Annotated in this window: 8 protein-coding genes and 2 tRNA genes; 3 read left to right on the forward strand and 7 right to left on the reverse strand. The window is 43.5% G+C overall.

Features of this window, described 5'->3' with window-relative positions; all coding sequences use genetic code 11:
- Window positions 1-4 precede the first annotated feature (4 nt).
- The 6 genes from ITJ87_RS02700 to ITJ87_RS02725 all read right to left on the reverse strand — a co-directional run bounded on the left by ITJ87_RS02700 (window position 5) and on the right by ITJ87_RS02725 (window position 13,185).
- Entirely contained in the window at window positions 5-3,007 is a 3,003-nt protein-coding gene (locus tag ITJ87_RS02700) for a TonB-dependent receptor (protein WP_181980929.1), read from the reverse strand.
- Window positions 3,008-3,445: 438 nt separating this feature from the next.
- Entirely contained in the window at window positions 3,446-5,737 is a 2,292-nt protein-coding gene (bglX, locus tag ITJ87_RS02705) for a beta-glucosidase BglX (protein ID WP_016272416.1), read from the reverse strand.
- Between the two features lie 167 nt (window positions 5,738-5,904).
- Window positions 5,905-8,739, reverse strand: coding sequence for a hypothetical protein (locus tag ITJ87_RS02710; RefSeq protein WP_117964673.1), 2,835 nt, complete (start codon window positions 8,737-8,739; stop codon window positions 5,905-5,907).
- Window positions 8,740-8,860: 121 nt separating this feature from the next.
- Entirely contained in the window at window positions 8,861-10,258 is a 1,398-nt protein-coding gene (locus ITJ87_RS02715) for a DUF5723 family protein (protein ID WP_181980928.1), read from the reverse strand.
- 229 nt (window positions 10,259-10,487) lie between these two features.
- Window positions 10,488-12,179 carry a S41 family peptidase gene (locus tag ITJ87_RS02720; RefSeq protein WP_117964670.1) on the reverse strand — a complete coding sequence of 564 codons (1,692 nt, stop codon included), beginning with the start codon at window positions 12,177-12,179 and terminating at the stop codon, window positions 10,488-10,490.
- Between the two features lie 22 nt (window positions 12,180-12,201).
- Complete coding sequence (locus tag ITJ87_RS02725) at window positions 12,202-13,185, reverse strand: adenosine kinase (RefSeq protein ID WP_117963222.1); 984 nt, start codon at window positions 13,183-13,185, stop codon at window positions 12,202-12,204.
- Between the two features lie 81 nt (window positions 13,186-13,266).
- Between ITJ87_RS02725 and ITJ87_RS02730 the strand changes: the two genes are divergently transcribed.
- From ITJ87_RS02730 to ITJ87_RS02740, 3 genes are all read left to right on the forward strand, one after another.
- Window positions 13,267-13,340, forward strand: a tRNA-Asn gene (locus ITJ87_RS02730).
- A gap of 20 nt (window positions 13,341-13,360) precedes the next feature.
- A tRNA-Asn gene (locus ITJ87_RS02735) sits at window positions 13,361-13,434 on the forward strand.
- Between the two features lie 182 nt (window positions 13,435-13,616).
- Complete coding sequence (locus tag ITJ87_RS02740; protein WP_229135033.1) at window positions 13,617-14,225, forward strand: outer membrane beta-barrel protein; 609 nt, start codon at window positions 13,617-13,619, stop codon at window positions 14,223-14,225.
- A 1-nt stretch (window position 14,226) separates the two neighbouring features.
- Here ITJ87_RS02740 and ITJ87_RS02745 read toward each other — a convergent pair whose 3' ends face one another.
- Window positions 14,227-14,931, reverse strand: coding sequence for a ComF family protein (locus tag ITJ87_RS02745; RefSeq protein WP_117964666.1), 705 nt, complete (start codon window positions 14,929-14,931; stop codon window positions 14,227-14,229).
- Between the last annotated feature and the right edge of the window lie 3 nt (window positions 14,932-14,934).

Raw genomic sequence — 14,934 nt, forward strand, 5'->3', positions numbered from 1 at the left:
AATTTTAGAAAGTCAAATTAAAACCAATCGTATAAACTGTAGGCATAGGATAGCCTCCACCATCAATACCAAACGAAATAGCACTTCCGCCCACTTCCGGAGTATATCCTCCATTACGGCTCCAGGTCTTGGGATTCTGCACATTAGTGTAAAGACGCAGTGACTGTACCTTGATACGATTCAACAGTCGTTTGTCAAAGTTATACCCCAATTCGATATTACGGATTCTGAAGAAACTGCCATCTTCGATGAAATACGTGGAAGCCTCCTGATTTATTTTGTGTGAAGGGTCGAGCAAGGGCTCCCAATTGGAAGTGCCCTCTCCATGCCAACGATTCAATTGCTCTGTGCGATAATTCAGTTGTGCATAGCTACTGCTTCCCCAATTACGGTAAATTTCATTTCCATAAACACCCATCATGTCAACAGTCAGGTCCAGATTCTTCCATCCCAAATTAACATTAAAACCGTAAGTAAAATCAGGAGTTGGATTACCTATCATTGTACGGTCATTATCAGTAATTTTGCCATTACCGTCAACATCAGCAAATTTCAAGTCACCCGGTGTTACCGAGCCAACCGAGTTAATCGGAGAGAAACGGATGTCGTCTTCGTTCTGATATACACCCTCAACCTTGTAACCATAGAAATAGCCAATCGGATAACCTTCGGAAACACGTGAGGGACCACTGATAATATTATAGTCTTTGTTTACCAGTGAAAGCACCTTGTTATCAATAGTGCTCAAATTAGCACCTAATCCATATCTCCAATCTTCCCCAATCTTGTCGTTCCAAGAAGCACTAAGTTCAAAACCGCGATTGCGAATCTCACCCACATTCTGTAATCCGGGAACAGTACCTGCAATACCCGGAATGGAAGTCAACATATCTTTTGTTGTTTTGTTATAATAAACCGGAGAAAGCTGCAAACGATCATTGAACATATGCATGTCAAAACCTACTTCCCATGAATAATTACGTTCCCATCCCAAAGTAGGTGAAATCAGTTTGTTGGGGCCTTTACCCGCAATGATATTGTCACCGAACACAGCTGAACCCGAACTAACAATGGTGGCATATGCCGGATAACCGGAACCAGTATTCTGGCTACCCAACACCCCCCAAGAGCCTTTCAACTTCAAGAAGTTAATTACATTCTGGTTCTGCATAAACTTCTCTTCGGTCATTACCCAACCGGCACCGAAAGAGTAAAAGTTGTCCCAAGTATTACCTGTCTTATAGAAAACAGATGAACCGTCCCTACGGAAAGAAGCATTAAGTAAATAACGATTCTTGTAGTTATACAATACTCTGAACAAATAAGACATGGTAAATCTGTCACTCTGAGAACCGCCATTAGTTGCCGTAGATACATCGTCGATGGTAGAGAGCCACCATCTGTCCGGGTCGTCGCCCACCAAAATGCCGTAGCCCGCAAGCTGGCTGCGTCCACCACTCAAACTGGAAGACTCATTGTAATTGGTTGTAAGACCGGCAGTCAATGTCAATCCATGATTGCCAAACTGTCCGAGATAAGTCAACACATAGTCAGACTGTGCAGCAAGAGAGGTAGACTTGCTTTGGTTCACACTTTCTCTTTCAGTCAACCGTTCTTTCCCCCCCTCCACATCGGGATTATAAACATAAATCAGCGGAGAATATGAACGTCCCTGACTGGAAGCATAGTCCATAGAGAAAGTTGCTTTGAACGTAAGGTTCTTCAGAATATCTATCTCTCCGAACACATTACCTGCCACGCGATAGTTTTCAGACTTGTTGTGAGCACCGCGCAGCTCTGTTTCAATAAGAGGATTCCACACTTGTGCACGCTGGAAGTCGGGCAGCGTATGTATCAGTCCCGATTCAAGGTCATGAGTAGGAGCAATAGGAGCAGCCTTCAAAGCACCATCCACACCCTTTGCATCAGGATACTTGGCACGAACTCCATTAAGCTGGAAACCAAAACGCAGGAAATCGGTTACGCTATATTCACTGTTCAAGTTTACGGTAAACTTATTGAGCTTTTCCGTTTTAATGGAACCTTCTTCCATGACGTAACCCAAACCCAAATAAAACTTACTCTTATCCGTTGCACCCGTAATGCTCACATTGTTATTGGTCAGAAAACCTGTCTGGAATATCTCATTCTGCCAATCAGTATTACCAGTCCATTGAGTATAATCATAAGGGTCGCTTCCTTGAGATATCAACTGCTCGTTGTACAGCATCTTAAACTCTTCGGCATTCGTCACACCTACACGGTCATAAATAACCTTCCAACCCACTGAAGAGTTGATATTGACCATCGTCTTCCCTATTTTTGCCCTTTTAGTAGTAATGATGATTACACCATTGGCACCACGCACACCGAAAATAGCCAAAGAAGAAGGGTCTTTCAAGATTTCCATAGATTCAATATCCGCAGTGTTCAGATAATTGATATTGTCCGTGAACAGTCCATCTACCACATAAAGGGGTTTGAAACCGTTAATGGAGTTCGTACCGCGAACACGGATTTCAGGGTCTTGTCCTGCACGACCCGTATTCACCACCTGTACACCGGCAACCTTACCCTGTATGGATGCCAGTGGATTGGTAGAAGGCTTAGAGGCAATCTCGTCCGCTTTCACAGTAACGATAGAACCGGTCAAGTCGCGTTTCTTGGCACTACCATAACCAACTACAACCACCTCATCAATGAGCTGGCTGTCCTCTTCCATCTTCACATTGATAGTTGAACGCCCATTTACGGCAATCTCCTGCTCACGCATACCTATATAACTAAAAATCAAGGTAGCATTAGATGCCACATCAACAATCTGATATTTACCATTTATATCAGTAATACTACCTTTACTCTCCTGCCCTTTTACACGAACAGAAGCACCGATAACAGTTTCGCCTGTCTTGTCCGTAACGACACCCGAAATCGTAATTTTGTTCTGTGCCATCGAAGTAATGGCAAACAATAACATCACACATGTAATTAGTAGATTTTTCTTCATTTTGTATTGATTTAAAATTCTTTTGCAAACATACCGGAGAAGTTGATATATTTCAAAAAACAAGCTACCACAAGAGTACCACAGTTCACCGGAGGGGTACATCATTGCTACTACTGTATAACATAAACGACAGATTATAAGGAATATAAAAGTACAATAAATATTTAGGTACTATTCATATAATAGAGCAAGAAGATAGAAAAGCAAAGGGGGCTTTTATCCTATTCTGAAGTTTTTTATCCCATATTCAAGAACGTCATACCTTTCACTGCCTCAAAGCCGACCATAAGATTTCCATAACCGATTGCCATTATACGATAGATTATATACCAAGCAAATACTGCAAAACGTTTGCAGTGAAGATGTAGACAATATGCAGCAACAATGCCATCTCAACGCAGTGGCTCGAATGCTGCATATTGCCGTCTTGAGAATCAGTTAGAGTAACTTGAACGCTGCTTTCTTTACGTCCTGGCTATTTCTGCCAATCATCACCTCAAAGTCACCGGACTCGCATACAAAATCAAGATTGTAGTTGTAGAACTTCAGCAATTCGGGAGTAATCTTGAAAGATACTTTTTTAGATTCACCGGCTTTCAGGAAAATCTTCTCAAAGCCTTTCAACTCTTTCACCGGACGGGTTACACTTCCCACAAGGTCACGAATATAAAGTTGAACCACTTCTGCACCGTCTCTCTTGCCGGTATTGGTCACAGTCACGGTAGCAGTCAGTTCGCCCTTATCCGTCATGCTAGTCTTGTCCAAAGACACGTCGCTATAAGAGAATGTGGTATAGCTCAAGCCGAAACCAAAAGGATAAAGCGGTTCATTGTCTATGTCTATATAGTTGCTGCGGAATTTCTGGAACCATGCACCGTCGGCAAGAGGGCGGCCCGTGTTCTTGTGGTTGTAGAACAAAGGAATCTGTCCCACGCTCTTCGGGAAAGTCGTAGTCAGCTTCCCACTCGGATTCACATCACCAAACAGTACATCACCGATGGCAAAACCTGCCTCACTGCCCGCAAACCATACATTCAGAATGGCCGGCACGTTTGCCTGCTCCCAGTTCAGTACCAGCGGACGACCGGTAAACAGTACCAGTACCACTGGTTTTCCTGTTTTCAATAATTCTTGTAACAGCATGCGTTGGGTGTCGGTCATTTCAAGATTCGTGCGGCAACTGCTCTCTCCACTCATTTCCGAAGACTCACCGAGCGCAGCCACAATAACATCCGATTTGGCAGCCACGGCAAGAGCCTCGTCCAGCAACTCCTTGTCCGAACGATTGTCACGGTGTAAAGAACGTCCGAACATAGTGGCACGTTTCTCATATTCGGCATCACTCATCAAATTACAGCCTTTCGCAGTCAATATTTCGGCTTTATCGCCTGCTACCGCCTTCAAACCTTCAGCCAAAGAAGTTGCATTCTTCAATACAGCAGCCACACTCCAAGTACCCGGCATATTACTGCGGCTGTCTGCCAACGGACCTACCACAGCAATAGTGCCTTTTTTGGCCAGCGGAAGCACATTACCCTCGTTCTTCAACAACACCAAGCTCTCCGAAGCAATCTTACGCGCAACAGCACGATGCTCTTTGGTAAAGATTTGCTTCTTGGCACGCTTCACATCACAGTATTTATAAGGATTATCGAACAAGCCCAACTTGTACTTAGCTTCCAAAATACGGCGACAAGCCGCATTAATTGCTTCTTCTGTCACTTTTCCTTCTGTCAATGACTTCTTGAGCGTACCTACAAATGCATCGCTCACCATATCCATATCCACACCTGCATTCAGTGCCAAGGCGGCAACAGTCTGCGTATCGCCCATACCGTGGTCGGTCATCTCAGCAATTCCAGTATAGTCTGTCACCACAAAGCCGTCAAATCCCCACTGCTTACGCAGTATATCCGTCATCAACCACTTGTTTCCAGTGGCAGGAATGCCATCGACCTCATTGAAAGAGGCCATCGCACTGCCCACACCGGCATCAACCGCCGCCTGATAGGGCAACATGTATTCATTGAACATGCGCTGATGACTCATATCTACTGTATTATAATCACGTCCTGCCTCACCGGCACCATACAAGGCAAAATGCTTTACACAAGCCATGATTTCATCATTACGGCTCATATCCTTTCCCTGATAACCACGTACCATGGCCTGCGCAATGGCTGCTCCCAGAAACGGGTCTTCACCGTTGCCCTCGGACACACGCCCCCAACGGGCATCACGGCAAATATCCACCATCGGACTGAATGTCCAGCAAATACCGTCGGCGCTGGACTCAATGGCTGCAATACGTGCCGATTCTTCAACCGCCTTCATATCCCATGTACACGACAATCCCAAAGGAATGGGAAACACCGTTTCATATCCATGAATAACATCCATACCAAATAAGAGAGGAATACCCAAACGACTTTCTTCAACCGCCTGCTTCTGTACATCGCGGATACGTTCCACGCCTTTCAGATTGAAAAGCCCGCCCACTTCACCGGCACGAATACGTTTGGCCACATTACTACTTTTAGCCTGACCGGTCGTAATCTCACCGGTAACCGGCAGATTCAACTGACCTATTTTCTCTTCCAGGGTCATCTTCTTCATTAAATCGTCGATGAAACGATTCATATCGACCGGAGATTTCTGCGCATACGCACTAGCGGCAGTAAACACCAACAAGACTAAAAATGATTGTAACTTGAAAAGTAAATGCTTCATGTCTTTCATGCTTTTAATTTATAGAAATATTATTTTGCTGCAAATAAAAGAAAAGCATGCGACAATCTCCACATCCCGCACTACAACAAAAGTACACCCATCACTAAAAAACAAAAGAGGAAGTACAATATTAGTACTTCCTCCATTAATATTTTACTGTAAAACAGTCATTTAAAATTTATAAGGAAATCAGTCAAACTTTCTTCCGGAAGCAAATCGAATTTCTTACGTAACCGGTATCTCGCAGCATCAACCCCACGTGTAGAAATGTTGAGCAACTTCGCTATCTCCTTTGTCGGCATATTCAAGCGGAGCAATGCACAAAAGCGTAAATCTCCTGAAGTCAAATCAGTATATTGAAGTTTCAGATTCCGGAAGAAATTTTCATGTATACGGTCAAAATTAGCTTGAAACATTATCCAGCTCTCTTCATCAGACACTATATTATTGTTAACCAAAGCGAGAAGCTTATCCAAATTCTTACGACTATGCTGTCCGGACAACTTTTGCTTCTGTATCTCCTCTTTCAATGAATTCAAAAACTCCTGATGAGCGATATTCATCATTACCACGCTGGACAATTCTTTGCTTTTAAAACGCAAATCGGCCTCAAGCTGTTCCTTTTCCAACTCGATAATCTTCTTCTCTTGCCGTTCAAGCTCTGCTTGATGGGCTACACGCTGCTGCTCAATCACACGATCCTTCTTTTTCTTCACAAAACGATAAACAATATATTGCAGCAAGGCCAGCAGGCACAACCCTATCAGAATGTAGCTTCCCACAGCCCAATAAGACAAATACCACGGAGACAAAATCTCAAAGGGAAACTCTACCGATGCCAAAACTCTACCAGTATCATATATCTCCGCCCGAAAAACATAACTTCCATAAGGAAGACGGGCATACTTTTTCTGCAAATTGCGTCCATCGGGTATCCACTGATCAGAATACCCTTCCAACCGGTATCTTACTTTATAAGTATAATCGTTATAAACCGGATAGCACAATGTAAAACTCACTGTATTAAACTCATGTTCGACCTTGACTCCCGACTGCACGACCAATGTTTTCCGTTTATCACTGAATTCCTCAGTAACCTGCATCTCTGAAATCCATAAAGAACGCCTAGTCTGAGATTTATATAACGAGGAACTATCTGTTTCAATACGGGCAATAGCATTATTCAAGCAAAGATAGGAATGATTATTTCTCTTGTCATAAACCACGCTTCCTCGTTCTTCCACAGCCAGACCGTCAAACAAAGAATATGGAATCCGAAGTTCGATATTGAAAGTATTTATCGCACACTTCACCAAATACACAGTCCTGTCGCCCACAAACCAATAGTAATCTCCGTTCGCATGACTCACAGTCTTGATTCCTTTCAATTCCATCAATTGCTCATTCATTGTTTCATAAGGAACAATCGAATCAGTCATATCTTCGTAAGTATAGAAATATTCCCCATTAGAAAAAACTACCCGACCATTGATTTTGAACAAAGTAAAACTCCCACCTTTCACTTCTCCCAAGCTCTCATACTTCCGCACATCCTTTACCTGCTTCATATCCGAATCAATCCGAAAGCGATACAAACCATTCCTTAAATGTTTCGCCCAAATATTCCCTTGATGGTCCACTTCTATATGACGAATCATGTGGCTGAACCCACGTAAGGACCGAGTAAAGCAATACTCTCCCGAAGCAGTCTCCGTATATAAATTCAGAAGCGCATAAGCTCCCTCCAACAAAAAAGATTGTTCCTTCAATTCAATCTTTTCCATACACATCCCTCCTTTTACATCAGATACCAGCTTTGATTTCAGTCCTGATATAAAGAAAGTCCCCTTGTTGTGCCCGCAGAAAATCTGTTTTCCCCATTCATCGACGAACCACGCTTGTTCTTCCAAACCCGGAACTAATTCAGTCTTTCCATCCTTAAGCCAATAAAGTCCCTGATTAGAAGCAATATAAGCTTCATTTTCCCTTACCAAGACATCATATACCATGCCTATTTTACGAAATGGAGATTCATAATAATAGATTAAAGAATTGTTGTGTATATAGGCAATACCTTCATCCAAAGCTGTCCATATATTGTTGTCATCATCACAATACAATCTCAAAACAGTATTGTTCTGTAGTTTATTATCCGTATTGACCTTCCAAATCAGCTTTCCCTTTTTATCCAACGCATATATGCCATCAGATATTGTGCCAACAACGTAGCAACTGTCTTTGGTCATCACCGCACGATTAATGGTATGCTTCCTGAATATATCATCACATTCAGTTTCCCATTTTTCTACCCTCCCATCTCGATACAGGAAACCTCCCTGATTACGGGTAAACATTAAAACCGCATCATCATAAGGGAGCCCGGCCAGGACATCACTATCTCCAAATGCTTTTCTGGGAATAAGTTCTTTCATTTCCCTACCGGCAAAGACATAAAGTCCGCCGTTTATTCTTTGAGAATAAAAAGTATTTCCAACCTGGAACAAATTCAGTGGAAGGTTCTTCATTCGAATACCTTCTACCGAATTTCCATTATAAAAAAAGAGAGAACCGAATGATTGAAATACAATTTCTCCTTGAACGCAAGCAATATCCCAGATTTCGTCATTATGAAACACAAAATCTTTCACCTTATTTTTCAATGAATGATATTGAAGAGTGTCATAAGGAGTACGGACAAAATAACCGAATTCTTCGTAAGAGCCTACATAAATTCTTCCATCTTCACTGATATATATAGCACGCACAATTCCTTTTGTCGGTAATTCATACAGCCGCCAAGCACTTCCATCAAATTCCAACAGCCCACTGTTATTACCGAAATACATCACTCCTCTTTCGTCCTGAGCAATGGCCCAATTCTGAATACCAGCATTATAATCCGACACTGAATAGCTCCTCACTATAGGAGAAAAAGGTATGGGTGAAGCTTGCAGCAAACTACTGAAAACCAAAAACAAGAGAAACGTTATTGCAATTCTCATGAGTACTGTTTATAGGTATTTACCAGCAAAGATAAAGCTTTTTGCGTTTTCGTAAAAACAAAATCGCAGATTATCCTCTTTTATAGAAAGATAATCCGCGATAATATCCAAATCCAATTTATTAATTTTCAGCAGTTTTCTGTTTTCCCAAAGGAATAGAAACACCCAAGTAAGCATTGACATTCTTCGTATTCTTACCAAAGAACATATAGTCTGTTCCCGCAAAGAAAGGCCCCAGTTTCAGTGCCAGACCGAAGGTTTTACCGGCTCCTTGAAGTACGGAATAGCTGGCAGCTACATTGAAAGCATTCGTCGGACGGATGCAGGCAGAGAAAGTCAGCTCATTCAAAGTTTTCGGCTTGGCAAAACGACCGGTATACAAGGCACCCACTACCAGCCAATCATTCAGCAAGGCATATTCAGCGCCAAGAACCATTGTAGAAGTCAATCCACGGGTACGGCTCTTCTCAGAAGCTTCCTCTGTCTTGAGCTGCAACATGTCATAGTTAAGAATCTCGCCGCTGTTCACAATATTTATGAACTCCTGCTGCGAGGCCGGGTCAAGAAGATCATAAGTCTGCTCTGCATTGGCTCGCGCTATACTGGTATTCGATTTAGACCATTTGATAAAGCCCAAATCAAGAACTGAAGCAGAAAGTGTCAATTTATCCAGTAACTTGTAAGATATTCCCAAATCAATAGCCCCACCATATCCGGCAAAACCGAAACTGCCAAAATCGATTTCATCGATATAATCACCATTCTCGTTCTCGGGAAGTTCTAACAGCTTTGACGAGTTCTCCAAAGTTGCATCCACTTGAATGGAAGCTTTACTCGTCACTCCTGAAGAGCCCACAGAAGGAGTTTCCACATGAATCTGGTTAATGTTCAGCTTTAAGTTACCGATACCCAGCAGCATCTTCACCTTACCGCCTACAGCCAGTCGGTCTGTTATATTCCTTGCAAAGCCAACGCCGACTTCTGCATAGGAATTTATCTCAAGCTTCTGTCCATTAATGGTTTCGTTAATGCCCAAATAGTCAGAAATATTGTCACCAAACTCCAGGCTACTCATGTTATTCATAAACTGGAACATGGTTTTCGGTATGGCAGCACCGATATCATTACGCAACCCCACATTGACTGACCAGAAGTTCTTTCCTTTATACCACCCGGCAGACAGAATGTCGGTACTCAAATTCACATTCAAGTTATTGATAGCATCCAGTCGGTTCATAAAGTCATTGCTCATGAAATAGTCGCTATCATCACTGTTCTCAATAATGTCCATAATATCCCTATACCCCAGGGAACTGGAGTTGACGGTAGCATTCAACGAACCTATCGCGGGAATATTCAGATAACCGCGTCCCGGCATCAAGGCCGGATTGAGCTGCATACGCTGGCTACTTCCTTCCATAAAGTAGGAAGTGCGCAGAAACTGGGCTTGTCCGGAAAGAGAGAAGCAAAGCAACAATACCACAGACAGCCATACTTTCAGAGAATTCAATCGTTTCATAACCTTGTCAATATTTTCATTATCACCTGCAAAAATATAAAACAAGTTAATACCCTACAAACAACTTAACCGAATAGCCGTGTATAAAAGGCTTATACAGAGACTATCCGGTATAAATTAAGGAGCAAATAAAAGAATCCTCTTAAGAATGCCCTTATACTATTTCATCATAAACATTCTCATTTGCTCTCGTAGCGGTACTCAGAAAAACCGGGGCTGCCTCCTTTCTTTATTGCAGAGACATTGACGTCACTGTCGGAGCACTCAACATTTCCTTGTATTTTGCCGGAGCAGTCAGTATCTTTACAGCCTCTTTCAAGTCATCATCATCTTTCAACTGCTGGATAATGCTTCCACGCTGGAAATAATAACGCTTGATGATTTCTACCGCAATCATGCTCTTGATGTCCTTGGAGAAATGGTCAAGGTCACGGTCCAGATTATGCGACAATTTTTTCTCCAGCGCTTCAAACTCTTTCGAAGCATCAGTCAGATAGCCCTCAAATTCGGCCATCTCCTTCAGGTTCTTCAGCATCTTCTCTGTCTGCTGGTCGTATTTGAAGTCCGCCTTTTTCACCATCGCCTTGAAGTCCGCATAATCGGCATCTGTAATTTCAAACTGCTCTGCTGAAGAGATGGTAGGATGTTTCAAGCAATAGTCCGTAGCATAATTGAAAATAAGGTTGTCATTGACAAGATAGAACAGAATGTTGGGCAGCTTCTCCTGCTTCACCGCAATGTCCGGAGTCACGCCTCCACCATCACGCACTTCACGTCCGGCAGCCGTATGGAACACGGTAGTAAGGCTGTCCGGAATACGCCCCACACTGCCGTCTTCATTCCGGTGCTTGTAGTCGATAGCCTGCACACAACGGCCGCTGGGAATATAATATTTGGAAGTCGTCAGCTTCATGGTACCACCGTATGGCAACGGACGGGTGGTCTGCACCAATCCCTTACCGAAAGTACGGTTACCGATAATGACCGCACGGTCAAGGTCCTGCAAAGAACCCGCAAGGATTTCTGACGAAGAAGCCGTTCCGCCATTGACCAGCACAGCCAAAGGAATTTCCAAATCCAACGGTTCACGCAATGTTTTGTAGGTATTGCTGGCTTGCTTAATCTTGCCTTTTGTCGTCACAAGTGTCTTTCCGCGAGGCAGAAAGAAGTTGGCTATCTCTATAGACTCATCCAGCAAGCCGCCCCCATTGTTCCGCAAGTCAATCACCAACGAAGTCATCCCTCGCTTCTTCAAGTCCAGAAAAGCCTGCTTGAACTCCTTGGAAGGATTTCCCGAGAAGGTGCTGAGGTTGATATAACCTATATTATTATCCAGCACCGTATAATAAGGTATGAACGGTAATTGGATGGAACGGCGCACAATGTCGAAATCCAACGGCTTCTCCGTACCGGGACGTTGCACTTTCAGCTTGAAGCTGGTACCCACTTGTCCTCGAAGCATCTCGCTGACTTCTTGGTTGTTCTTTCCGGCAAGGTCTTTTCCGTCAATCTCCATCAAAATATCTCCGGCTTTCAGGCCTACATCGGCAGCAGGCATATTCTCATATGGCTCAGATATCATGGAACGTTTTAGTTTCGGATTCCAAGTAATCACAGAACCTATACCACCATAGGAATTCTTCAGCATCTGCTCCAATTCGCTTTGGTCATCTTCCGGATAATACTCCGTGTAGGGATCCAGCGAGTAGAGCATGGCATCAATGCCTTCACGGATAGTCTTGTTCGGATCAATCGTATCCACGTAGAACATATCCAACTCTTTCACAATGGAATTGAATATATCCAGATTCTTTGCTATTTGGAAACTACGGCTATCACCACTCTTAAACCCCCAAAAACAAACGGCTCCTGCTACAATCAGCAAGGTAATCATCCAGCGTATCTTTAAAATTCTTTTCATAATATGTCTATGTGATAATATGCTAATTAATTAATAAAATTTCTTCCTTGATTTTTTCCCATTGTGCTACCTGAAGCTCCGTACCCACCACTTGTATCACATCTTTGGAGAGAAGAGAACCTATCTTGCCACATTTCTCCAGCGAGTAACCACACGTCAGTCCATACAAGAAACCCGCCGCAAAATAGTCACCCGCTCCTGTAGTGTCCACCACTTTCTCTACCGGAGCCGCTTGTACCTGCACCATCTCTGTACCTTTACGAATCAGAGAACCACGGGCACCCACCTTTACAATGGCTATGCTACACATTTTGGCAATGATATCCAATGCTTCCTCCGGTTCCTTACCCGTAAAAGCCTTTGCCTCTTCCTCATTGGCAAAAACAATATCCACATATTTGTTGACCAACAAAGAGAAAAATTCAAGGTCTCCTTCTACTATATTGTAGCTCGCCATGTCCAAACATACTTGTAAACCGGCCTCTTTAGCCAACTCTATGGCACGGAGAATCATATCATGGTCTTGCACCAGATACCCCTCTATAAACAGGTAAGCATATCCTTTGAACATATCCAGCGAAAGATCTTCCGCCTTCAATGTAGAAGCCGCCCCCAAATAAGTGCCGAAAGTGCGCTCTCCATCAGGAGAAATGAAAGTAGAGGCTACACCGGACGGAAGGGTAGTGGAAAGCAATAAATCCGCCTCTGTCCCATGCTCCAGCAGACTATCCCGGAAAAAGTTACCATAAAAGTCATTGCTTACTTTTCCGATGAATCCCGTACCTGCACCAAGGCATGCCATTGCCCGAATCGCATTTCCGGCAGAACCTCCGTTAGCCAGATGCGTCTTCATCCGGCTGAAATACTCACTAATTTTCAAGAACTTATCTTCATCAATCAGAGTCATACTTCCTTTCGGGAGCTGCATCTCCGTCAAAATATTATCATCCTCAATGATTGCCAGTGCATCGACCAAAGCATTGCCCAATCCAATTATTTTATCCATCTTCGATATTTTTTTTGCAAAGATATTGCATATTTCAAAATATCCTATTACTTTTGCAGCGCATTTGAGAAAAAACAACATTCTTCCTTAGCTCAGTCGGTTAGAGCATCTGACTGTTAATCAGAGGGTCCTTGGTTCAAGTCCAAGAGGAAGAGCAAGAAACTTGAATGCATATTCTTCCTTAGCTCAGTCGGTTAGAGCATCTGACTGTTAATCAGAGGGTCCTTGGTTCAAGTCCAAGAGGAAGAGCGAAAAGGTTCGTCAATCAGGCGAGCCTTTTTTGTTTTCTCCATCAGCCGCACTTAACGAACAAACGGAAACCTTTCATCTTTCATGAAATTAACATATATTTGTGGAATATTTATAGGGAATTTATCCCGACCTTCTGTCTTTATTTGCAGAACCATGAAATTTAATTCAAAAATACAACTATGATGAGAACAGCCCAACTTTTTTTAATCATCGGATTGACTGTATGTACATTTTGCAAAGCACAAGACATACCCGTTCTGCCCCAAGAAAAGTTCCGGCACCATGAATTTTCCGTCAGCTATGGTTTCCTGCCCATTACCGATGCCAACAGCATGGCCGAGGAGTGCTTCGCTCCGGTACTAAGTTTCGGAGTTTATACACGCGAAAAGACAAACTACTACGGTGCCCTGAACATCAGCTACATTTATAGATTCAACCGCAAAATCAGCCTGGGAGTAACCGGAGGAATAACCGGCAACAAAGGGAGAGCCAGCAGCCTTTACGAAGCTTTGGATGAAAACACCAAAGACAACCGAAGGTATCTGTATGTTCTTCCCACCTTCCGGTGGCACTGGTTTACCCGCCCCAAATTCTCTCTGTATACCTCAGCAGGGCTCGGTGCCTATTTCCTTCGGAACAGCTTTGGAGAAGAAGTCTTTCACAAGACAAAATTCGCTTATCAGTTCAGCTTTTTAGGCATCGAATACGGAAGCCGGTTTGCCTTCTTCACAGAATTCGGAGTAGGATATACCGGAACAATCGTAGCAGGCGGCCGTTATCGTTTCTGACTTATGAGGCCGCCACCGCCAGTGTCAATACACTGATGCGCACACCCTCCACTTCCTTGAGCGCATCGGCACAAGCCGTAGTGGTGGCACCGGTAGTCAATACGTCATCTATAATCAGTACATGCTTCCCTGCAAAAGCATCAGCACGACGCAGACAAAAGATACCGTCCACATTCTCCCACCGTTCATAAGAGGATTTACGGGTCTGCGTTTCCGTATGCCTCATACGGGCAACGGAAGCAGTATCCATGGGAATACCGGTGACAGCAGAAACGCCGCGGGCTATACATTCGCTCTGATTGTACCCGCGCATTTTCCGCTTATGCGGATGCAGAGGAACGGGGACTATGACATCCACATCACTGAAGAAGCCGGCTGCCGACAACTCCGCCGCCATAAACCGCCCCATCACTTCGCCAAGGTCTTTCCTCCCTCCATATTTCAACTGATGGAGAATGCGGCGGAAATCACTCCCTTTATGGTAAAAGAAACAAGATGTGGCATGTTCCAGAGGTATCTTCCCCCAGAACATACGTTCCACCGGATTGTCCTTACGAAGATGATAGTTTGTCCGGGGCATATCCATATTGCACTTCATGCAGATGCCCTCTTCACCCTCTTGCAAGATAGCACCACACACGGCACACTGACGCGGGAAGAAGAGATGGACAAAAGAAAAGAACCAGATTTTAACTATGTTTTTCATCGT

Origin of the sequence: Bacteroides sp. HF-162, from assembly GCF_015679285.1 — a bacterium.
GTDB classification, from domain to species: domain Bacteria; phylum Bacteroidota; class Bacteroidia; order Bacteroidales; family Bacteroidaceae; genus Bacteroides; species Bacteroides uniformis.